Here is a 19,460-nt window from a genome sequence, read left to right on the forward strand (position 1 = left end):
TTTCGATGTTGCTTGGCATGCGGGGCGCGAGGCGCGCCCCGCCGCAGTCCTCAACCTCCGGGGCGCCCGGCGCCCCGTCGCAGTCTTGGCCATGCGGGGCGCTGGGCGCGCCCCGCGGCATCGGCAGCCGCCTCAGCGGTATTCGCCGGCGAGCTTCTCGACGAGCGCGATGTTGTCCTTGGTGATGAAGCCCGGACCCGAGTTGATCGCGTTCGGCGGAATGACGCCGTAACGGGCGTGGTTCGTCAGCAGGACGACAGGCAGGTAGCCCTGCAGGTAGGGCTGCTGGTCGATGGCGAATTCGATCGTGCCGTCCTTGATGGCGGCGGAGATGCCGGCCGACAGGTCGAAGGTGCCGAAGAAGACCTGCCCCGCCATGCCGTTTTCCTTGAGCGCGGCGATGGTCGGCTCGGCCGAGTTGGGTCCGAGGGCGATGATGCCGTCGGTCTCGGGATTGGCGCGCAGATAGGCGGAGACCTTGTTCTTGACCTCGGAGGGATCGAGGCCGGTGTCGATCATCTGGTTGCCGAGATCGACGCCCAGCGCCTCGGCAAAGCCCTGGCAGCGTTCGACCGAGGCCGGATTGGTGATGTAGTGGTTGACGCACAGGAACTTCTTGACGCCGGCGGCCTTGGCGCGTTCGCCGGCGGCGAAGCCCGCGTCCTTCTCCGGCTGGCCGACATGCAGCAGCGCGCCGATCTCCTTCGACTGCTCGATGGTGCCGGAGTTGACGGTGATGACCGGGATGCCCTGCTCGATCGCCTTGGTGAGCGGCCCCTTGAGGACGTTGAAGTCGGCGATGGTCGAGATGATCCCCGCCGGGTTCGAGGCGGTCGCCTGCTCGACGATGCGGGCCATGTCGGCGAGGTCGCCGGTCGGCGGGTTGCGGTATTCCACCGTCACGCCCATCTGGCTGCTCGCCACCTTGAGCGCGTTCTTGATGGTGTTCCACCAGCTGTCGCTGTCCGGCGCGTGGCTGACGAAGACGAAACGCTCACCCTCCGCGTGAGCCGGCACTGCCAGGCCGCCCGCGAGCGCAAGGGACGCGACGGCGAGCGCCGCAAGTGTCTTTCTCATGGTTCCTCTCCCAGACTTTAGAAGCCTCAGTCCGTCGAGCTTGCGCGGGAAGACCCCGCCCGGCGCAGCCCCGCTTGGCGCGGCGTCTACGTGCGTCCGGGAGCTGCGGCCGCCATTCGTGACGGGCGGGCTCGCAGGCTCTTGGATAGAAATTTTGTTCCAAAAAAATCAGAATGCAATAAAAAAATTCCATATCATCGCGATTGCCGCGTGGCGCCCACGGCCACCGCGAGCGCGATGGCGAGCGACAGCGTGGCCGACAGCGCCCGGAACGAGCCGACATCCACCTCCGAGACGTCGAGGGCATGGACGCCGAGGCGCCTGAGCGGGCTGGTGACGGTGTCGGTGATGGCGACGACCTCGTTGCCGCGCTCGCGCGCATAGACGGCGAGGTCGATGGTCTCCTGCGTATAGGGCGCGAAGGAAATGGCGATCACGACGTCGCCCGGGCGGATGGCGTGGCGCCGCCCGAGCTTGCCGACGCCGTCGTGCAGGATGGAGGGGATGTCCATCTTCTCGAAGGCGTAGCTGAGATAGGTGGCGACGGGGAAAGCCCGGCGCATGCCCATGACGTGGATGGTGGGGGCGGCGGCGAGCGCGGCCACCGCGGCGTCGAGCGCTTCCGAATCGACGGTCGAGGCCAGACGCTCCAGTGACAGCCGGCCCGCCTCGATGAATTCGGCGAGCAGCGCCGCCGGGCTCTGCCCGCCCTCCGAGCGCAGGTTGTCGAGCCGCGTGGCATAATCGGGCCAGCGCTGGCCGTAGCTGTCGCGGAACAGGCGCTGCATGTCGCTGAAGCCGGCAAAGCCGAGCAACTGGCAGAAGCGCATGAAGGCGGATGGCTGCACGCCGGCGCCCGCCGCCAGCTCTGCGACGGTCGAGAGGGCGATCTTGTCCGTGTTGTGCGCCACGAAGTCGGCACACTGGCGCAGGCGCTTGGGCAGCGTGTCCGCGATCTGGACGAGCCGCTCCTGGAACTCGTCGATGGAGGCGGGCGCGGCGGGCTTCTTCATGACATTGTCCCTTGACAGAACCGGCGTTCTATAATCATCGATTGAATAGAATATATATTCCATTTCCTCGGGAGGGGAGCCTGAAAATGGAGAGCCTGGGCATCGGCCTCATCGGCACGGGTTTCATGGGCAAGTGCCACGCACTCGCCTTCGGCGCGGTCAAGGCGGTGATGGGGGACGTGCCGACGCCGCGGCTGGAGCTCCTGTGCGAGACGCCGGCCGACAAGGCGGCGGCCATGGCCGGGCAGTTCGGCTTCGCCCGCGCGACCGACGACTGGCGCGCGCTCGTCGCCGATCCCGCCGTCGACATCGTCTCGATCACGACGCCGAACCGTCTGCACCACGAGATCGCCATGGCGGCCATCGCGGCCGGCAAGCACGTCTATTGCGAAAAGCCCATGGCGCTGACGCTGCACCAGGCCGAGGAGATGGCGGCGGCGGCACGCGCAGCCGGCGTCAAGACCATCGTCGGCTACAACTACATCAAGAACCCCACCTTCATGCATGCGCAGCGCCTCGTGCAGGAGGGTGCCATCGGCCGCATCGTCCACTTCCGCGGCTGGGTCGACGAGGACTATCAGGCCGATCCCGACCTGCCGTGGACCTGGCGCGCGCGCCATGCCGAGGCCGGGCTCGGGGCGCTCGGCGACCTCGGCTGCCATCTCGTCTCCATGGCCTACGGCCTCGCCGGCCCGATCGACAGCCTCGTCGCCGACATGCAGACCATCCACCGCACGCGCCCGCTCGCCGACGGGTCGGGCGAGGCGGCGGTGGAGAACGAGGACGTCGCCACCGCGCTCGTGCGCTTCAAGGCCGGCTTTCACGGCAGCCTCGCCACCTCGCGCAGCGCCTTCGGCCGCAAGAACCGGCTCGGCTGGGAGGTGCACGGCACCAGGGGCATGCTGATCTTCGACCAGGAGCGCATGAACGAGCTGCAGCTCTACGAGAACGAAGGCCCGGGCGCGCAGCAGGGCTTCAAGACCATCCTGACCGGCCCCGCCCATCCGCCCTTCGGCGCCTTCGTGCCGGCGGCCGGCCACCAGCTCGGCTTCAACGACCTCAAGGTCATCGAGGCCGCCACCCTGCTGCGCGCCATCGCCGAAGGCGGCCGCCCCGAGCCGGATTTCGTCACGGCGCTCGCCTTCGAGCGCGTGATCCACGCCATCGCGGAGGCGGCCCACACCGACCGGCGTGTGATGCTGTAGTCATATCGGCGCTGCTGACAGAAACCGTCAGCATCGATGCTATGCTGGCGCCATGTCGCGCACGCACCGCCTGTTCGATCTGCTGCAGATGCTCCGCCGTCACCGCCGGCCGGTGAGCGGGGCGGCGCTCGCGGAGGAAGCCGGCGTCAGCCTGCGCACGCTCTATCGCGACATCGCCGCGCTGCAGGCCATGGGCGCCGAGATCGATGGCGAGCCGGGCGTCGGCTATGTCCTGAAGCCGGGCTTCCTGCTGCCGCCGCTCATGTTCTCCGCCGAGGAGATCGAGGCGCTGGCGCTCGGCCTCAAATGGGTGGCGCAGCGCACGGACGAGGGCATGGGCGCGGCGGCGCGCGATGCGATGGCCAAGCTCGCCGCCGTTCTCCCGCGTGACCTCGGTGAACGCATGGAGGACGATGCGCTCGTCATCGGCCCCGGCTGGGAACGCCCGAAAAGCGTCGCGCTCTCGCTGCTGCGGCAGGCGCTCAATGCCGAGCGCAAGCTGGCGCTCACCTATGTCGACGAAGCCGGCGCGAGATCCGAGCGCGTCGTGTGGCCCGTGACGCTCGGCTTCTTCGAGACGAAGCGGGTGCTGGTGGCCTGGTGCGAGCTGCGCAACGCCTACCGCAGCTTCCGCGCCGATCGCATGCTCGCCGCTGAGGTCCTCGCTGACCGGTCGCCGCGGCCGCGCCGGCAGATGATGAAGGAATGGCGGCAAACGCTGCTGACAAAAACTGTCAGTGAGCCGTCCTATCGTGGGGCTACGTCAACCGACGTCACCAGAGACCGCGAGGAGGTCCCCATGAACAAGGAATTGATTTTCTACACGAATCCGCAGTCGCGGGGGTATATCGTCCACTGGATGCTGGAGGAGGTCGGCTGCCCCTACACCGTCAAGGTGCTCGACTTCGGCACGACCATGAAGGCGCCGGACTATCTGTCCATCAATCCCATGGGCAAGGTGCCGGCGATCGTCCACGGCGATGAGGTCGTCACGGAAGCGGCCGCGATCTGCGCCTATCTCGCCGATGCGTTTCCGGAGGCGGGCCTCCTGCCGGCGCCCGAGCATCGCGGCGCCTATTTCCGCTGGCTGTTCTTCACCGCCGCCTGCCTCGAGCCCGCAGTTTCCAACCATTCCGAGGGATGGGACCCGTCGCCGGAAAAGCAGCGCGGCTTCGGCTACGGCTCCTACGAGATGGTTCTCGACACGCTGGCGGGCGCGCTCAAGGGGCGGCGCTATATCGCCGGCGATCGCTTCAGCGCGGCCGACCTCTATCTCGCGAGCCACCTGCAGTGGGGCATGATGGTCGGCATGATCGAGAGGCGTCCCGAGTTCGAGGCCTATTGCGGACCGCTTGCCAGCCGCCCGGCCGCGCAGCGCGCCGAGGCCGAGGTCAAGAAGCTCGAAGCGCAGAAGGCGTGGTCCGCAGCCTGAGGACAGATGCCCACGCGAGTCCCTGGGTCCCGCCGTCCGGCGGCGGGACCTGCTGCGGTTTGGCCCGCGTTCCTCATGCTCCGGGAAGCTTTTGCGCCTCGCGTCGGCGACATGAAATGCGCAGGACGAGATGCGAGAGAAGGCGTCGCATATCGACCGTGATTGATAACCACGGTTGACACCCTGAGAGGTGATAACTACAGTTCACATATGATCGAGTTGATCAAGAGCGCCACGTTCGATCGCTGGCTCCGTAGCTTGCGCGACAGACGGACCGTGGCACGCATCCAGGCGAGACTTGATCGACTTGCAGGTGGAAATCCCGGCGATGTCAAACCCGTCGGAGGCGGCATTTCCGAGATGCGGATCGATTATGGACCTGGCTATCGAGTCTATTACATGCAGAGAGGGCCAATTGTTGTCATCCTGCTTTCCGGCGGTGACAAGTCTTCGCAAAGAGCTGACATCGCCAAGGCTATGGAAATGGCCGCGCAGTGGAAGGATTGAAGGCCGCGTCTTGGGTGATCAGAGACTGGAGAAATAAGATGCTTTCCGGAAAAAGCGAGACCTTCAGCCGATATGATACGGCAGACTATCTCAAGAACGACGAAGATATCCTTGCTTACCTGGAAGCGGTGATGGAGGAAGGTGGCGACGATCCCGCCTATATCGCGCGTGCGCTCGGCGTCGTTGCCCGCGCGCGCAACATGAGCCAGCTCGCGCGCGATACCGGGTTGAGCCGCGAGGGGCTCTACAAGGCTCTTTCAGAAGACGGCAATCCCACCTTTGCCACGATTGTGAAAGTCGCGCACGCGCTGGGATTGCGGGTAAGCTTCAGACCGGCCGCATAATCACGCTTCAGCGCCTATTTGATTGCAGATCTGGCTGGGGCGGCAGGATTCGAACCTGCGAATGGCGGTACCAAAAACCGCTGCCTTACCACTTGGCGACGCCCCAACAGCGCTCAGGCGGGGCGGACCATAATTCGAGCGACGGCGTGACGCAACGCCGATGCGGCGGCCGGGCCGGGCGGATGGCGCCGGCCGGGCGTTGTCCACAAGCGGCTGGCGGAGCGGAAAAGCGGCCGCGGCCGCGCCCGCTTCGCGGCCTTTGCAGCACTTGCCCCACTGCAGCATGTGGATGCATGAAAAGAAGTTGCGCAAGGACGCTTGCCGGCCGCAGGCGTCGAGTCTATAAGACCGCCTGCCGACGGGCACATGTCGGAGTGTAGCGCAGTCTGGTAGCGCACCTCGTTCGGGACGAGGGGGTCGCAGGTTCAAATCCTGCCACTCCGACCATTCTTCCAAAAGCCTTGGCTTGATTGCGGCCGCGTGCGCGGCAGCATCGGCCTGCCCGCGGGTTTCCGGCCCCGGCGGCGCTGAAAGCAGCCCGACCTGATGGAGCCGGTGTTTTTCTCCATCATCTCCGCGCGTCTGACATCTCCACACGTCTGAGCGAGCCGTCACCGGCTCCTGCTCGCTTTTCGGGGCGGGCAGGGGGAACCGGCCGTCGCCTAAGCGCGGGGCCCGACGCCCAGGATGCGGCGCCAGATCGTTCCACCCAGGAACCTGTTGAAGATGATGAAGTAACCGAAGAAGAGCAGGAAAAAGGCCACAGCCGACAGTCCGGAGAGATTGAAATTGAAGCTGGCCCCTTCGGTCTCGACGCCGCGGCCGCTGAACAGGGCGACGGCGATGCCGAGGCCGAAGAAGGCGGTCAGGAAATCCAGAAGAAACGAGAAGACGCAGCGCCAATAGCGCAGCCCGCTTGCCTGTTCGTTCATCAAGTTCCCCCACAGCCGGAATCGCCGGGAAGAGGTTCTCCCGGTCGCGCGCAATCTTCAATCCCGGCGAACAGGCTGCGCGTCCGCCGGAGCTTCGATCGAGCGGCGGCTCGTCACGCGCCCGGCGTTTCGTGCGGCGCCCCCGTCTGCAGGATGGCGAAGGCATAGAGCCGCGCCACCTCTTCCAGCCGTTCGAAGCGCCCGGCGGCGCCGCCGTGGCCGGCTTCCATGTTGGTGTGGAGGACGATGGGGCCGCCGCCGGTCATGCGCTCGCGCAGGCGCGCCACCCATTTGGCCGGCTCCCAATAGGTGACGCGCGGGTCCGACAGGCCGGCGACGGCGAGGATGGCGGGATAGGCCTGCGCCTGCACCCGGTCGTACGGCGAATAGGAGAGGATGCGCCGGAAGGCCGCCTCGTCCCGAATCGGATCGCCCCACTCCGGCCATTCGGGCGGCGTCAGCGGCAGGCTGTCGTCGAGCATGGTGTTGAGCACGTCGACGAAGGGCACCTCGGCGAGGATGGCGCGGAATAGGTCCGGCGCGTCGTTGGCGACGGCGCCCATCAGCATGCCGCCGGCGCTGCCGCCATGGGCGACGAGCCGCCGCGGCGCCGTATAGCCGAGCGCTGCGAGGTGCCGGCCGGCGGCGATGAAATCGCTGAAGCTGTTGGTCTTCTTCTCGCGCTTGCCATCCGTGTACCAGCGCCAGCCCTTCTCGGTGCCGCCGCGGATATGGGCGATCGCATAGACGAAGCCGCGGTCGACCAGCGACAGCCGGTTGGTTTCGAAATCGGCGGGAATGGCGATGCCGTAGGCGCCATAGCCGTAGAGCAGGCACGGCGCCGTGCCGTCGAGCGCGAGGTCGCGGCGGTGCAGCACCGAGATCGGCACGGTTTCGCCGTCCGCGGCGGTGGCGAAGAGGCGCTTCGTCACGTAGCGGGCCGCATCGTGGCCGGAGGGCACCTCGCGGCGCTTGATGAGCTGCCGCTCGCGGCTCGCCATGTCGTAGGCATAGGTCTCGGCCGGCGTCGTCATCGAGGAATAGGTGAAGCGCACGACCAACGTGTCGTATTCGTAGCCCGGTTCGTAGCGCAGGCCGTAGGCCGGCTCGTCGAAGGCGATGGCGTGCTCCTCGCCCGTGGCGAGCGCGCGCACCACGAGGCGCGGATTGGCGTCCTCCCGCTCCAGCCGCACCAGGAAGTCGCGGAAGGCCGTGTGCTTCAGCAGCATGATGCCCGGCCGATGCGGCACCAGTTCGCGCCAGTTCTCGCGCCGGGGCGCGGCGAGCGGCGTCGTGACCAGCTTGAAGTCCTCCGCCCCGTCCGCGTTGGTCGAGATGACGAGGTCCTCGCCCGCGTGCTCCACGCTGTAGCGGTGGCCCGTCTCGCGGGCGACGACGAGGCGCGGCCGGGCGGAAGGATCGGCGAGGTCGATGAGATGCACCTCGCTCGTCTCGTGATCGGAGACGCTGATGAGGCCGAATGCGCCGGACTGGGTGCGCGACAGGTGCACGAACCAACCTGCGTCATCCTCGCGGTAGATCTCCTCGTCATCCGCCGGATCCGTCCCGAGGATGTGGCGGAAGACGCGCGAGGGCCGGTGGTTCTCGTCGAGGCGCACATAGTAGAAGCTGCGCGAATCGCCGGCCCAGACCACTTCGCCGGTGGTCTGCTCGACAGCGGTGTCACCGTCCGTGCTTGTCTCGAGGTCCCGCAGGCGGATCGTGTGCAGTTCGCCGCCCGTCTCGTCGGCGCTCCAGGCGAGCAGGCGGTGGTCCGGCGAATGCTGCGCCTCGGCGAGGTCGAAGAAGGCCTTGTCCGCCGCCAGCGCATCGGCGTCGAGCAGGACCGCCTCCTCGCCGCCGTCGCGCGGTTGGCGGCAGACGAGCGGATGCTGCCCGCCCTCCCGGAAGCGCACGTAGTAGCTGTAGGGGCCGTCCGGGCTCGGAACGGACGAATCATCCTCCTTGATGCGCCCGCGCATCTCGGCCACGAGCCGCCGCCGCAGGTCCTCGACCGGGGCGAGGATCGCATCGGCGTAGGCATTCTCCGCGACGAGGTGGTCACGGATGTCCGCCGGCAGGAGGGCGGGGTCGCGCAGCACGTCGCGCCAGTTCTCGGCGCGCAGCCAGCCGTAATCGTCGGTGACATCGGTGCCGTGGATGGTCCGGGTGACGGGGCGGGCCTGTGCGCGGGGCGGGAGGGGCTGTGTCATCGCTCGTTCCATATCGTCTCGTCGGCCCCTCTGTCGTCCCCTTCGGGATCGAAGGCAAGCGCGCCGCCGTTGGTGCGACAGCGCTGGCCCGTCGGCTGAGGTCCGTCCGGGACGACGGGCCCGAGACGGCTGCCGCACCGGGCGCATCGGGTCTCGCTGCGCGACATCGCAAGCTTGTGATCAAGTGCCTCGGCGACGGCGGAGCCTGACGCATACTTGGCATTGCTGGCGAACAACACCTCGCCACAGCAGACGCAGCGGTAGAAACCCGGCCGCTTCTCGTCGTCGCGGGGGCCCGAGAACGGCGGTTCCGTGCCGCCGAGACGAGCGATGCGGTACCGCTCCGGCGAGAATTCGGCGCGCCATTGCGCCGCACTCTTCTCCATCTTTCCGCCGCGGGCCAGTGCTGGCATGGGTTTTCCCTTCCTGTTTGCGCTGACGATATGTTCCGAGGCCAAGGCCGGCGCAAGCCGGCGCGCGCAAAGATCGCAATGCTCGGAGGCAGGATAGCGCACGCGCGGGGCGCGCGCGCATTCGGGAGCTTCAGCTATTCAGGGTTGTTCACGCAGGTGCGCCTGATTACGAGAATTTCGAAGAAGTGAAAAACTTGTCTTGCGAAATTCTCAACTTTGCCATACTTCATGAGTGTGATTGGAACACGAAGATGCCAGTGTTCGCGGGGCGACTGTTCAACTCTCGCCGGCGCCACGGTGGGCGGTTTGGTGTTGTCACCGGTTACCTGCCGCACTTGGCTGGTATCCGGACGATCGGGATAAAAAGAGGAATTCGGGTTCAATGAACGACAATGCAGCGTCAGCGAACTATATCGAGCTCGCGGCCGATATCGTTTCCGCCTACGTGAGTAACAATTCTGTCGCCTCCGCAGACCTGCCCGGGCTGATCGGCGAAGTGCACGGCGCGCTGATGCGCGTCGCCGGCGGTATCGTCGAGGCGCCGGTCGAGGCGCCCAAGCCGGCCGTTCCGATCAAGAAGTCGGTTACGCCTGACTTCATCATCTGCCTGGAAGACGGCAAGAAGTTCAAGTCGCTCAAGCGTCACCTGCGCACGCAGTACAACATGACGCCGGAGCAGTACCGCGAGAAGTGGGGCCTGCCGGCCGACTATCCGATGGTGGCGCCGAACTACGCCAAGGCGCGTTCGCAGCTCGCCAAGGAGATGGGCCTCGGCCAGCAGCGCCGCAAGCGCCGCACCTCGAGCCGCGGCTGATCAGGCTCCGCCTCGCCGCGGGCCGGTCGGGAACGAATGACGGGGCAGCCGCAGGCTGCCCCGTTTTCTTTTGGCGCCCGTGTTCTCCTGTCCGCCGGAGGCGGGCCACGGCCCGCCTTCAGGCCCCATGCTCCTGGGCGATGGGATGATTGCCCATCACCCGGTCCCGGCCCTGCCGCTTCGCTTCGTAGAGATGCCCGTCGGCATGGGCGACGAGGTCGCGAATGGTGCTCGCATCGTCGGGAAAGGTCGCGATGCCGAAGCTGACCGTCGGCGCAGCCGCAAATTCCCGCGCCAGCGTCTCGTGCAGCGAGAGGCGCATGCGTTCGGCCGAGGCCAGGGCCGCCGCATGCGGCATGTTTTCCCAAAGGATCACGAATTCCTCGCCGCCGTAACGGAAGATGAGGTCCTCGGTCCGGATTTCCGTCCGCAGGCACGCGACCACACGCCGCAGCACCTCGTCGCCGGTGACATGCCCGTAGCGGTCGTTGATGCTCTTGAAATGGTCGACGTCGAGAATGGCCAGGCTGACGGGCCGCCGGGCTGCCGCGTTGCGACCGAGGATCACCTGCCCCAGGGTCTCGAATCGCTCCCGCGTCAGCGCGCCGGTCAGGGCGTCGTAGCGGGTCTTGCCGAGGAGTTCCTCGTATTTGTGGCGATAGGTCAGCTTGTCGAAGATGTCCGATATCGCCTGGGGCGCCAGGCTCCGCGCATTCCGCTCGAAGAAGGCGAGGTATAGCCCGATCAGGCCGCTGTAGACGACGGCCGCCCCCATCTTCGCGATCCAGCCGCCGATCAGCGCGTCGAAGGGCGTGCCCGTCACGAAACGAAGCCCGATGAAGAAGAAGATCTGGTCGAAGGTCAGGATCACCGCCAGGGTGGCGCAGGCGCGCAGGACGACCGCGTTCTTCAGCAGCGAGCGCAGTTTCTCGTAAAGCAGGATGAGCGCGATCGCATCGATGAAGAGCAGCGTCGTCCCCCAGATCATCAGCGCCCCCATCTGGTCGATCAGCACCAGATCGGGGTTGTAGCCGGGCAGGGGCACGGGCGGGCCGGCAAGGCGCAGCGTCGCCACGAGGGCGACCATCAGGAAGTTGCCGATCAGGAGACCGTAGATTGGCTGGCGAACCGTCTCGGCGTCCTCGCGGATGTAGAACAGCAGGATGATCGCCAGCTTGCCCGAGAACAGGACCGTCGAGCCCGGCGAAAGCAGACCGAAGGGCAGCTCGATGAAGAAGACGGCCGCGAGATAGGTCTCGAGGAAGTGCATGACGCCGAGGGCGCACAGGAAGGCGCCGAGGCCCATCCGGTGACGCAGCCGGAACAGGGCCGCCATCACGCCGAAATAGATCAGCGCCTGAGAGAGAAGAAGAACGGTGCCCGGCATGAGGTGCGGCTGCTGGAGGGATGACGTCCCCTACAGCACGCCCGCGAGCGGACCTGTCAACTGCCTGCGGCAGTGCCCGGCGAATTCGATGGCGCTCTGTGCTGCACGAGGCACGGTTCGCGCCGCCTTGCGGAAGATGGAAGCGCGCCCGCAAGCAGCCCCTCGTCAGGCTGGCGATGAGCGCCGTTTCCTGCACGGCGCCCTTGCCTTGGCGATAATAGGAATATATACCTTATATTCGGCCTCGGGTGGGCGGCGGCGATGGTCGGTTATGAGAACATATAGTGAACATGAATGGTGGATCGCGCAATGCCCGGTGTCGCGGCTCCGGTCGTTGCACGCGCCGCCGGCTCCTGGCGAAAGGATTGGATCATGCCTCGACACGATGAGAACCTGGGCGCAGCCGGCCGGCGGCTGCTCCTGCACCTGGCCACGGCGGAGGCCTTCGCCCGGGCGAGCACGGACGATCCCGGCCACGTCGCGCTCTATGCCCGGCGCGGCAGGACCACGCTCGGGGCGGGCCGCGTGCCCATCGCGGCGGCCGAGCGGCTGGTGGCAGAAGACCTGGCCTGCTGGGAGCGGCCGTCGCGCGGGTACCGTCTGCTCGTCGCGACGGAGGCCGGCCGTGCCCGCGTCGCGCGCCTGCGCGCCGGCGGCGGCGCCGAGGGGTTCCAGGCCCAGCACCGCGACATGGTCGAGATGGTCGAACGGTCGCCCGGGGCGGGCGAGGCACGCCGGCTGCGCGTGAACGCGGCCGAAAGCCCCCTGCAGGCCCTGGCGCGAAGGCGCGGTCGCGGTGGCGCGCCGCTCGTCGATGCCGCCGGGCTGGAGGCGGGTGAGCGTCTGCGGCGTGACATCACCATGGGCCAGATCCTGCCGAGCGTCACCGCACGCTGGGATCCGGTCGGCGGGCAAGGGGCAGGGGGCATGCGCGATCCGGCCAGCGCCAGCGACGCCGTCATCGCCGCCCGCCAGCGCGTTCAGCGCGCCATGAAGGCGGTGGGGCCGGAATTCGCCGATCTGCTCCTCGACGTCTGCGGCTTTCTCAAGGGGCTCGAGACGGTGGAGCGCGAGCGTGGCTGGCCGGCCCGTTCCGCCAAGCTCGTGCTCGGCATGGCCCTCGTCCGGCTTGCGGAGCATTACGGCCTCGCCGCCGAAGTGCGCGGCGCGGCACGGGCGCGCTCCCTGCGGCTGTGGCGTGACGACGGTGCGCGGATCTAGGCCGCTATGCGTCAGGCCGTCGCCAGCGCGGCGCGGGCCTCGCTCTTGATGCGCTCGACCATGGAGCGCAGGCCGTTCGAGCGCTGCGGCGTCAGGTGCTCCGACAGGCCGAGCCGCTTGAAGATGGCGAGCGCATCCGTGTCGATGATCGTCGTGGCCGGGCGGCCGGAGAAGATCGCGAAGGCAAGCGCGACGAGGCCGCGCACGATATGGGCGTCGCTGTCGCCGTGAAAGTCGAGCACCGGCTCGCGGCCCGGCTCGCGCACCACGCGGGTGTCGAGCCAGACCTGGCTGGCGCAGCCGCGCACCTTGTTGGCGTCGGTGCGCGCCGCCTCCGGCAGGGGCTCGAGCGTGCGGCCGAGTTCGATCAGATAGCGATAGCGGTCGTCCCACTCGTCGAGCAGTTCGAAATTGTCCAGGATCTCGTCGAGAGGAGGCTGCATCACCAATCGTCCGTCGCCCGGTCCGTCACAATGCGGCGCCGGCTTTCTGTCATCGAGACTTATATAGACGATCGGCGGCGGATTGCACGGTGCGCAGGGTCGCGCGCGGCGATAACGGCCGCAGGATCAGCCCCGGCCGGCAGCGGGGCCGCGCCACGGAACGCCGCGGTCACCCTCGTTCAGGGTGTCGCGGCTGTCGGACCCGGCCGCCGGCGGAGCCTTCGTGGCCGACTGGCCGGTCAGGGCCTCGACGAGGCGGCGGCGGGTGTCGTCGTCGAGCATCTGCCACAAGGCGAGCGCCCGCTGTGCCGCATCGGCGGATTTCGCAACCTCGCCTGTCAGGGCTTCGGCGATGGCGGGGGAGGGAAGCTCGGAGCCCGGCGCTGCGGCGGAACGTCCGTCATCAGCTCCCTCGCGCACGGGGGAGAGAAAGAAGATCACGCCGATGACGAGCGCGCTGCGCAGCAGGAAGGTCATGGGATCGTGCGTCCGTCGCCGTGGGTCCGTCATCTCGCGCGGCTGATCCGCCGAGCCTGCCGCCGCGCCGGCAAGGGCGGGTGAACGGGATTGCTACAATTTGAACGATCCTGGGCCGCGCTGCGGCGGCATGCCTTGCAACGGGCCGCGCGGCGCCGGCCAATCCTTTGTCGGGCAGGGCCTCCCGCATCTTCACCCTTCGTTAACGGCGATGTGAGCCCGCAACCGATTCATGGCTTCCTCCGCCGGAAAAGCGTGACGTGGCCAGCCGTCGCGGCGGCGCATTTTCGGCTCGGCCTTTAGGGTTCGCTTAATCGCGGGGTGGCAAGCTGCGGGCACGAGTTGGAGGAGCGCGCGAGGGCCTCGTGCGGACGTGTGTAGAGTGGCTGCAGCGCAGATCCTGTCGATCCTTCGGGCGCGCATCGGCGTCCTCGTCCACCCGGCGGTCGAGGACGAGGCCGCGCGTCTGCGCCATGTCGACTTCATGCTGACGCGCCTTGCCGCCGGCCTTGCCGCCCTTGCGCTCGTGCCGGTCTATCTCGTCGTCTGGGGTGCGCCGGGGGCCCTGGCGGCGCTCGCCCTGTCCAGCCTCGCCCTGCCGGTCGTCGCGGCCGCGGTCCTCTCCCGCACCGGGCGACTGCTGCCCGCCCATGCCATTTCGTCGCTGGCGCTCGCCGGCCTCATCCTGACCGTCAGCCGCGGCACGGGTGGGATGGCCTCGCCGGCGCTCATTTTCCTGCCGCTGATGCCCCTCGGGGCGCTCGCCTGGGGCGAGCGGGGCGCCGCCCTCGCCGCCGCGGCGATCGCGGCAGCGACGGCCGGCGTCGTGCTGGCCGCCGAATCGCTCGCCGGTCCCGCCGCCAGCATCCTGTCCCCGCTGGTCGGATGGCCCTTCGCGGCCGCCGTGGCGATCGCCTACACCACCGCCCTCGTGCTCCTTGCCCAGCGACGCGACAGGGAGGGGCGGCGGCGCGAGATGGCGCGCCACGTGCGCGACCGGGCCGTCCTCGGCGCGCTGAACGATCTCGTCACCTGGCATGACGCGGCCGGGCAGGTCGTGTTCGCCAGCGAGGCGGCCTGCGCCCTTCTCGGCGAGGCGCCGGAAGGCCTCGGCGGCCGTGGCCTGTTCGAGCGCGTGCACGTGGCGGACCGGCCCGCCTTCCTCAAGGCATTGGCGGATGCGCGCCACACGGCCCGGCCGGTGGAGGTCCGCTATCGCCTGATGACGCCATCGCCCGAGGGGCGCGGCGCGCCCACGGTGCGCTGGGTCGAGATGCGAGCCGCGCCGGCGGATGCGCAGGCGCCCGACGGCTGTGCCGTGATCGCGGTGACGCGCGACGTGAGCGACCAGCGCCAGCGCGAGCTCGAGCTCGAGGAAGCGCGTCGCGCGGCCGTTTCGGCGAGCGAGGCGAAGGACCGCTTCCTGGCCGTCGTCAGCCACGAGCTGCGTACGCCGCTCAATGCCATCATCGGCTTTTCGGAGATGCTGGCGAGCGATTCGCTGTGCCCGGCGGACGAGGCGCGCCGGCGCGAATATGCCGGCATCATCGCCGGGTCCGGCCGGCACCTGCTGGACGTGGTCAATTCCCTGCTCGACGTCTCGCGCATCGAATCGGGCAACTTCACCATCGCGCCGGAGCCGTTCGACCTCGCCGCGCTCGCGCGCGACTGCTGCGACCTCATGGAGGTCAAGGCCCGGGCGGCCGGGGTGTGCATCCGCCGCGAGATCGGCACGGATGCGTGCATGATCGTGGCCGACCCGCGCGCCTGCCGGCAGATCCTCCTCAATCTTCTCGCCAATGCGCTCAAGTTCACCCCGCAGGGGGAGGTCGCGGTGCGGCTCGCCCATCGCGGCGCGCAGGTCGCGCTCGTCGTCAGCGATACCGGCATCGGCATCGCGGAGAGCGACCTGCCGCAGCTCGGCAAGCCTTTCTTTCAGGCGCATTCGTCCTATGATCGGCCGCACGAGGGAGCCGGCCTCGGCTTCTCCGTGGTGCAGGGGCTTGCGGCCCTGCACGGCGGGACGGTCGAGGTGGCGAGCCGCAGCGGCGAAGGCACGACGGTGACCGTCTCGCTGCCGCGCGACGGCCACTGCGCCCGGCCGACGCCGGCGGCTGCCGTCGAGACCATCGCCCGCCCGCGCGGCACGGTTCACCCCTTCAAGGAAGAGATGAAGAAAAGTGCGTGAAGCCCTCGCCCGTTCGGACCACGATTTCGTGCTCTATGAGCGCCCGCAGGGGCGGACGCAGCAGCGCGGGCGGATCGTTGCCGCCTCGCGGCGAAACGCCTTCGCCAGCCGCCTGATGGGGCTCGTGCTGCACCGCCCGAGCCGCACCCTCGGTGTCGTGCTGGCGGGTGGCTTTGCCGTCGCCGTCGCGGTCAATGCGCTCGTCCTGCAGCCGCGCCCTCATCCCGCGCCGCTCTTCACGGCGCGGGGAAGCGAAGGGCCTGTGCGCACGGCGCCGCCCGCACGGACCGCGCCGCAGCCCGCGGCCGTCGTCGACACGGCCGCGCCGGCACCCGCCGCGGTGGCGGAGCCCGCGCCGCCGTCGCGCCCCTCGGCCCTCACGCAGCATCTCATGGAAGGAAGCGGCGAGGTGATGCCGCGCCCGCGGCCGGCCGATCCGATCGGCGATCTCATCCGCACGGGCCTCGGCGGCGGCGGGGGCGACAAGGCCGTTCTCGACGCGCAGAAGGCGCTCGCCAAGCTCGGCTACGGCGTGACGCCGGACGGCCTGTGGGGTCCCCAGACCCGCCAGGCCATCGAGCAGTTCGAGCGCGACCGCGGCCTGCCCGTGGCCGGCGAGCTCACCGACAAGATGCGCTCCCTGCTCGCGGCGGCAGCCGGCAACGCCGGCCGGTGAGCGGCGTGCGGCTGCGCAGCGACATCTGGGTCTCGGCCTATATGCGCCGCTGCCGCATCGAGGGGGCCTTTGCCTATCTGCGCCGCCGCGGTGCGGAGGAGGCCGGCGCCATCTTCATCAAGCTCGATGCGCTCGACGGCTCGGTGCGGCTCTTCGGCCCGGCGCCGCAATATGCCGTCGAGGACAGGGGCGCGGACCGGCTCTTCATCGAGCTGCCGCTCAAGGGCGACATCCCGGCGCTGGCGGCGGAGGAGAAGCTGCAGCGCGAGATCTCCTTCGATCCCGACCTGTGGGTGGTCGAGGTCGAGGACCGGGCCGGGCGCCATTTCCTGAACGTCGTCGAAGTCTGAGGCATTCGCCGGGCGCCGCGAGGCCGGTCAGCCCTGCCGACGCACCGGTTCCCTTTCGACCTTCGCGGGCTGCGAGGCGTCCGTCGCCGCGCGCTCCGGCGATCCCGACGGCGCCATCGCCGGCACGTGGCTCGTGCCGCGGCCGCCTGCACGGTCGAGGCGCCTGCCGAGGCAGGCCTCGAGCGCGAGGAGGGCCGTTTCGGCATCGGTGGTGCGGACGCGCTCCGTGAGGGTGAAGACCGTCTCCACCGAACGGGCGATGGTGGGTTCGAGGGTGAGGAAGATGCGCACCGCCTCGTCCGGCGTCAGGCCGGCGACGATGAGTGCCAGCGCCAGAAGCTCGCCGGACGGGTCCGTCAGCACCCGCGCGGCCCCTTCCGCATCGAGCCCGATCGTCGTCGCGATGACGACGCCGAAGCCGAGCCGGTCGTGATCGGCGGCATGGCCGATGAGCGCCCGGGTCACGGCCGACCCGGCGGGGCGCGTGCGGCGCGGCGCGACGCGGGCCTGTTCGGCAAGCCGCGCGAGAATGTCCTTGCGCTGCCCGGCCGGAGCGAAGGGCAGAAGAGCCGCCGCGTCCAGTGCGGGCAGGTCGGGGCGGGCGAGCAGGGCGCAGGCGAGGGGGGCGTGCTGCCGCGCCCGCGTGGTCAGGTCGCGCAAGACCTCGTCGGGTACGGGGGCGGCGGTATTGCGCGCGATCGCCAGCATGATCGCTTCGTCGCCCAGCGCGGCGAGTTCCCGGACAGTGGCGGCCGGCAGGTCGGCGCGCGTCGCCAGAGCGGGAAGAAGCTGCCGGTCTCCTGACGCCAGCACCTCCTCGCGCCACCGGTCCGGCAGGGTAGGCACCGCCGCGATGACGGCCGCCGCCGCATCGCCGCCGCTGCGCAGGAGTGTTTCGAGCACCGCCCTTGGCGCAGCCGGATGGCTGGCAAGCGCCTGCGCCACGAAGGCGCGGGTATCGGCATCGACGAGGGGGATGAGGCCGCACGCCAATGTGGTGAAGGTCACGATGTCGTCGCCCGAATGGGAGGCGGCGTCGAGAAACAGCCGTGTATGGACGCGCAGCAGCGTCGGGCGAGCCTCGGCTGCGCCCGAGCCGGCGAGGTCGGCCAGGCCCGACAGATCACGATCGCGCAGCGAAGACTCGTCCATGAGGGTGAAACAAAACTGTGAACGCGGCGTTCGATAATGGCAGCCCCTGCTTAGCGTCGGGTTAACCATCGCGGGCCGGGCCGTCGCGCAGGACGCGTCAACGATTTGTTAACCTTGACGAATGCTTAATGCCGACGATGTCGGCGTGGGGATTCTCGAACCGGCTTGGAGGGCGAAATGAGCGACATCGCCGGCCACAGTGGAGACAATCTCGTCGCCTTTCCGATGGCACGCCGCCTCGAACGCGCACCGGCTCCGCCGGAGGAGTGCGGCACGATCCTGCTGTTCACGGGCGTGCGCTACAGCCGCTGGGGCAGCGACGATGCCGATCCCGCCGGCCGCTCTGGCGGCGGCGCGACGCCGGGACGCTCGCAGCGGACCGGGCGCAGCCTCGTCCGCGGATCCTGAGCCCGGCTAGTCGGCTTCGCCCATGCACTCCATCGCCGCCGCGCGCTCGCGCGCCTCGGGCAGGCCGCTCGGGTAGGCGGCGAGCGCCCGCACCACCACCAGCCCCTGCATTCGCGGCGAGACGAAGCGCAGCTCCTGGCTCGCCTCGTCACCGCGCCCCGTGGCCAGCGCCTCGTCGTGCTGCTGGCGGGTCATCACGATGAGGGACACGACGCCGTCCACCGCCGTGCGATCGGTGACGGAATAGAGGACGGTGCCGTCGCGCCCGTGGACGGAGAGGGAGCCGAAGCCCTCCGGCATCGGCGCCGAGACGCGCAGCGGCGCATCGGTGATGTCGAATGCACACACCGCCATCGCCACGGCGGGGTCGGCAAACGGTACGCCCCCATCATCCGCTTGCTCGGTGAGAAGCCGCGTCTCGCCGGGAGCGAGCGCCGCGGCATGGCGGTCGTAGGCGCTGTTGCCGGCCAGCGTCGGCATGGCGAGGACGATGGCGAGATGCGTCATGCCGCCGAGCACGAGGCCGGCGGCGAGCGCGATCGCGAAGGAGCCGACAAGGCGTCTCACGTGCAGTCTCCGCGGACGATGCGCGGCATGGCCGCCGGCTCGATGGCCGCCGCATCGGCCGACTGGGGCGAATCATAGAGCCGCAGGGCGAGGACAAAGCGGCCGGCGGGCGGCAGAGGTAGCCAGTTTCCCGGCGATACGCGATGCGAGAGCGCGATCTGCGCTTCGCCGCTCGGCGCCCGCAGCACCTCCGCCGAGGTGAGGCCGGCACGCGGACCGTGCATCTTCCCGGCGGTATCGTAGACGGTGAGCGTCCAGGCGCGGGCGGCCGGCATGGCGCCGCCGATCCTGTAGCTGCACGAGGCCTGTAGCGGCCGCCCCGCGTCATCCCGCGCGGCGAGGAACTCGAGGCCTTCGCCGGTGCCGAGCGGCAGCGCCCCCGAGCGCACCGTGATCGCGCGTGCGTAAGGATCGACGTCGCGCCCGCCGAGGGCAGGCCACGTGACCCAGGAGCCGACCGACAGGGCGCCGAGCGGTGGGCGGCCGGATGTCGCCCAGTCCGCACTCAGGACGCCGGTGAGGGCGCCGATGGCGAAGGTCATGAGGATGCACAGGATCGCAGGCACGGATCTCGTCGCGTGAGGCCGCCGGGGGAGGGGGGCATACCAGCCCGCCGAGGCCCCCCTCGTCAACCGCTCCGC

General features: G+C 69.0%; 21 protein-coding genes and 2 tRNA genes. 11 read left to right on the top strand and 12 right to left on the bottom strand.

The window, feature by feature from the left end; genetic code table 11:
- Positions 1-132: 132 nt before the first annotated feature.
- Together AL346_RS13720 and AL346_RS13725 are read right to left on the bottom strand one after the other, a co-directional pair.
- Entirely contained in the window at positions 133-1,077 is a 945-nt protein-coding gene (locus tag AL346_RS13720; protein WP_053193775.1) for a sugar ABC transporter substrate-binding protein, read from the bottom strand.
- 194 nt (positions 1,078-1,271) lie between these two features.
- On the bottom strand, positions 1,272-2,090 hold the full coding sequence (locus AL346_RS13725; RefSeq protein WP_053193777.1) for a MurR/RpiR family transcriptional regulator: 819 nt from the start codon (positions 2,088-2,090) through the stop codon (positions 1,272-1,274).
- An 86-nt stretch (positions 2,091-2,176) separates the two neighbouring features.
- On the opposite strand from AL346_RS13725, the gene AL346_RS13730 reads away from it, so the two are divergent.
- The 4 genes from AL346_RS13730 (at position 2,177) to AL346_RS13740 (ending at position 5,578) form a co-directional block, all read left to right on the top strand.
- Positions 2,177-3,295, top strand: a complete 1,119-nt coding sequence (locus AL346_RS13730; protein ID WP_019400445.1) for a Gfo/Idh/MocA family protein — start codon at positions 2,177-2,179, stop codon at positions 3,293-3,295.
- Positions 3,296-3,347: 52 nt separating this feature from the next.
- Positions 3,348-4,727 carry an HTH domain-containing protein gene (locus AL346_RS13735; protein WP_019400444.1) on the top strand — a complete coding sequence of 460 codons (1,380 nt, stop codon included), beginning with the start codon at positions 3,348-3,350 and terminating at the stop codon, positions 4,725-4,727.
- Positions 4,728-4,937: 210 nt separating this feature from the next.
- Positions 4,938-5,234, top strand: a complete 297-nt coding sequence (locus tag AL346_RS24685) for a type II toxin-antitoxin system RelE/ParE family toxin (protein ID WP_026014823.1) — start codon at positions 4,938-4,940, stop codon at positions 5,232-5,234.
- 38 nt (positions 5,235-5,272) lie between these two features.
- Positions 5,273-5,578, top strand: coding sequence for an addiction module antidote protein (locus AL346_RS13740; protein ID WP_019400443.1), 306 nt, complete (start codon positions 5,273-5,275; stop codon positions 5,576-5,578).
- Positions 5,579-5,609: 31 nt separating this feature from the next.
- Here the strand turns inward: AL346_RS13740 and AL346_RS13745 are convergent.
- Positions 5,610-5,684: transfer RNA gene (locus AL346_RS13745), tRNA-Gln, on the bottom strand.
- Between the two features lie 264 nt (positions 5,685-5,948).
- Here AL346_RS13745 and AL346_RS13750 point away from each other — a divergent pair.
- Positions 5,949-6,025 (top strand) — tRNA-Pro (locus tag AL346_RS13750).
- A gap of 215 nt (positions 6,026-6,240) precedes the next feature.
- Here the strand turns inward: AL346_RS13750 and AL346_RS13755 are convergent.
- The 3 genes from AL346_RS13755 to msrB form a co-directional block, all read right to left on the bottom strand.
- Positions 6,241-6,510, bottom strand: coding sequence for a hypothetical protein (locus tag AL346_RS13755; protein ID WP_019400442.1), 270 nt, complete (start codon positions 6,508-6,510; stop codon positions 6,241-6,243).
- Positions 6,511-6,623: 113 nt separating this feature from the next.
- Positions 6,624-8,723 carry a S9 family peptidase gene (locus AL346_RS13760; protein ID WP_019400441.1) on the bottom strand — a complete coding sequence of 700 codons (2,100 nt, stop codon included), beginning with the start codon at positions 8,721-8,723 and terminating at the stop codon, positions 6,624-6,626.
- Positions 8,720-9,136, bottom strand: coding sequence for a peptide-methionine (R)-S-oxide reductase MsrB (msrB, locus tag AL346_RS13765; protein WP_026014822.1), 417 nt, complete (start codon positions 9,134-9,136; stop codon positions 8,720-8,722). The genes AL346_RS13760 and msrB overlap by 4 nt, the downstream gene beginning before the upstream one ends.
- Positions 9,137-9,518: 382 nt before the next feature.
- Between msrB and AL346_RS13770 the strand changes: the two genes are divergently transcribed.
- On the top strand, positions 9,519-9,950 hold the full coding sequence (locus AL346_RS13770; RefSeq protein ID WP_019400439.1) for a MucR family transcriptional regulator: 432 nt from the start codon (positions 9,519-9,521) through the stop codon (positions 9,948-9,950).
- A gap of 118 nt (positions 9,951-10,068) precedes the next feature.
- Here the strand turns inward: AL346_RS13770 and AL346_RS13775 are convergent, their stop codons facing one another.
- The gene (locus AL346_RS13775; RefSeq protein ID WP_053193780.1) at positions 10,069-11,337 is read right to left on the bottom strand and encodes a diguanylate cyclase; all 1,269 of its coding nucleotides are present in this window, start codon (positions 11,335-11,337) and stop codon (positions 10,069-10,071) included.
- A 372-nt stretch (positions 11,338-11,709) separates the two neighbouring features.
- Between AL346_RS13775 and AL346_RS13780 the strand changes: the two genes are divergently transcribed.
- Positions 11,710-12,558, top strand: a complete 849-nt coding sequence (locus tag AL346_RS13780; protein WP_019400437.1) for a DUF6456 domain-containing protein — start codon at positions 11,710-11,712, stop codon at positions 12,556-12,558.
- Positions 12,559-12,569: 11 nt separating this feature from the next.
- Here the strand turns inward: AL346_RS13780 and AL346_RS13785 are convergent, their stop codons facing one another.
- Positions 12,570-13,001 (bottom strand): SufE family protein, encoded by a 432-nt coding sequence (locus AL346_RS13785; RefSeq protein WP_019400436.1) that lies wholly within the window; start codon positions 12,999-13,001, stop codon positions 12,570-12,572.
- 126 nt (positions 13,002-13,127) lie between these two features.
- On the bottom strand, positions 13,128-13,478 hold the full coding sequence (locus AL346_RS13790) for a hypothetical protein (RefSeq protein ID WP_019400435.1): 351 nt from the start codon (positions 13,476-13,478) through the stop codon (positions 13,128-13,130).
- 382 nt (positions 13,479-13,860) lie between these two features.
- On the opposite strand from AL346_RS13790, the gene AL346_RS13795 reads away from it, so the two are divergent.
- Genes AL346_RS13795 through AL346_RS13805 form a run of 3 tightly spaced genes read left to right on the top strand, consistent with a single transcriptional unit; the run spans position 13,861 to position 16,692 of the window.
- A complete protein-coding gene (locus tag AL346_RS13795) occupies positions 13,861-15,666 on the top strand; it encodes a HAMP domain-containing sensor histidine kinase (protein ID WP_019400434.1) in 1,806 nt (601 codons plus the stop codon).
- A complete protein-coding gene (locus AL346_RS13800; RefSeq protein WP_019400433.1) occupies positions 15,659-16,342 on the top strand; it encodes a peptidoglycan-binding protein in 684 nt (227 codons plus the stop codon). Before AL346_RS13795 ends, AL346_RS13800 begins: the two co-directional genes overlap by 8 nt.
- A 5-nt stretch (positions 16,343-16,347) precedes the next feature.
- Positions 16,348-16,692 carry a DUF1491 family protein gene (locus AL346_RS13805; protein WP_026014821.1) on the top strand — a complete coding sequence of 115 codons (345 nt, stop codon included), beginning with the start codon at positions 16,348-16,350 and terminating at the stop codon, positions 16,690-16,692.
- 27 nt (positions 16,693-16,719) lie between these two features.
- Here the strand turns inward: AL346_RS13805 and AL346_RS13810 are convergent, their stop codons facing one another.
- Positions 16,720-17,844 carry a DUF2336 domain-containing protein gene (locus AL346_RS13810; protein ID WP_019400431.1) on the bottom strand — a complete coding sequence of 375 codons (1,125 nt, stop codon included), beginning with the start codon at positions 17,842-17,844 and terminating at the stop codon, positions 16,720-16,722.
- 177 nt (positions 17,845-18,021) lie between these two features.
- Between AL346_RS13810 and AL346_RS13815 the strand changes: the two genes are divergently transcribed.
- Positions 18,022-18,252 (top strand): hypothetical protein, encoded by a 231-nt coding sequence (locus AL346_RS13815; RefSeq protein WP_026014820.1) that lies wholly within the window; start codon positions 18,022-18,024, stop codon positions 18,250-18,252.
- Between the two features lie 6 nt (positions 18,253-18,258).
- Here AL346_RS13815 and AL346_RS13820 read toward each other — a convergent pair whose 3' ends face one another.
- The gene (locus AL346_RS13820; protein WP_019400429.1) at positions 18,259-18,819 is read right to left on the bottom strand and encodes a hypothetical protein; all 561 of its coding nucleotides are present in this window, start codon (positions 18,817-18,819) and stop codon (positions 18,259-18,261) included.
- On the bottom strand, positions 18,816-19,385 hold the full coding sequence (locus AL346_RS13825) for a DUF1214 domain-containing protein (RefSeq protein WP_019400428.1): 570 nt from the start codon (positions 19,383-19,385) through the stop codon (positions 18,816-18,818). Before AL346_RS13825 ends, AL346_RS13820 begins: the two co-directional genes overlap by 4 nt.
- Between the last annotated feature and the right edge of the window lie 75 nt (positions 19,386-19,460).

The sequence above is a fragment of the Chelatococcus sp. CO-6 genome, assembly GCF_001271345.1.
GTDB lineage: Bacteria > Pseudomonadota > Alphaproteobacteria > Rhizobiales > Beijerinckiaceae > Chelatococcus_A > Chelatococcus_A caeni.

Excerpts from the sequence above, each read along its gene's own strand:
- AL346_RS13720 (WP_053193775.1), bottom strand. The coding sequence starts at position 1,077 with ATGAGAAAGACACTTGCGGCGCTCGCCGTCGCGTCCCTTGCGCTCGCG.
- AL346_RS13725 (WP_053193777.1), bottom strand. The coding sequence starts at position 2,090 with ATGAAGAAGCCCGCCGCGCCCGCCTCCATCGACGAGTTCCAGGAGCGG.
- AL346_RS13730 (WP_019400445.1), top strand. The coding sequence starts at position 2,177 with ATGGAGAGCCTGGGCATCGGCCTCATCGGCACGGGTTTCATGGGCAAG.
- AL346_RS13735 (WP_019400444.1), top strand. The coding sequence starts at position 3,348 with ATGTCGCGCACGCACCGCCTGTTCGATCTGCTGCAGATGCTCCGCCGT.
- AL346_RS24685 (WP_026014823.1), top strand. The coding sequence starts at position 4,938 with ATGATCGAGTTGATCAAGAGCGCCACGTTCGATCGCTGGCTCCGTAGC.
- AL346_RS13740 (WP_019400443.1), top strand. The coding sequence starts at position 5,273 with ATGCTTTCCGGAAAAAGCGAGACCTTCAGCCGATATGATACGGCAGAC.
- AL346_RS13755 (WP_019400442.1), bottom strand. The coding sequence starts at position 6,510 with ATGAACGAACAGGCAAGCGGGCTGCGCTATTGGCGCTGCGTCTTCTCG.
- AL346_RS13760 (WP_019400441.1), bottom strand. The coding sequence starts at position 8,723 with ATGACACAGCCCCTCCCGCCCCGCGCACAGGCCCGCCCCGTCACCCGG.
- msrB (WP_026014822.1), bottom strand. The coding sequence starts at position 9,136 with ATGCCAGCACTGGCCCGCGGCGGAAAGATGGAGAAGAGTGCGGCGCAA.
- AL346_RS13770 (WP_019400439.1), top strand. The coding sequence starts at position 9,519 with ATGAACGACAATGCAGCGTCAGCGAACTATATCGAGCTCGCGGCCGAT.
- AL346_RS13775 (WP_053193780.1), bottom strand. The coding sequence starts at position 11,337 with ATGCCGGGCACCGTTCTTCTTCTCTCTCAGGCGCTGATCTATTTCGGC.
- AL346_RS13780 (WP_019400437.1), top strand. The coding sequence starts at position 11,710 with ATGCCTCGACACGATGAGAACCTGGGCGCAGCCGGCCGGCGGCTGCTC.
- AL346_RS13785 (WP_019400436.1), bottom strand. The coding sequence starts at position 13,001 with ATGCAGCCTCCTCTCGACGAGATCCTGGACAATTTCGAACTGCTCGAC.
- AL346_RS13790 (WP_019400435.1), bottom strand. The coding sequence starts at position 13,478 with ATGACCTTCCTGCTGCGCAGCGCGCTCGTCATCGGCGTGATCTTCTTT.
- AL346_RS13810 (WP_019400431.1), bottom strand. The coding sequence starts at position 17,844 with ATGGACGAGTCTTCGCTGCGCGATCGTGATCTGTCGGGCCTGGCCGAC.
- AL346_RS13815 (WP_026014820.1), top strand. The coding sequence starts at position 18,022 with ATGAGCGACATCGCCGGCCACAGTGGAGACAATCTCGTCGCCTTTCCG.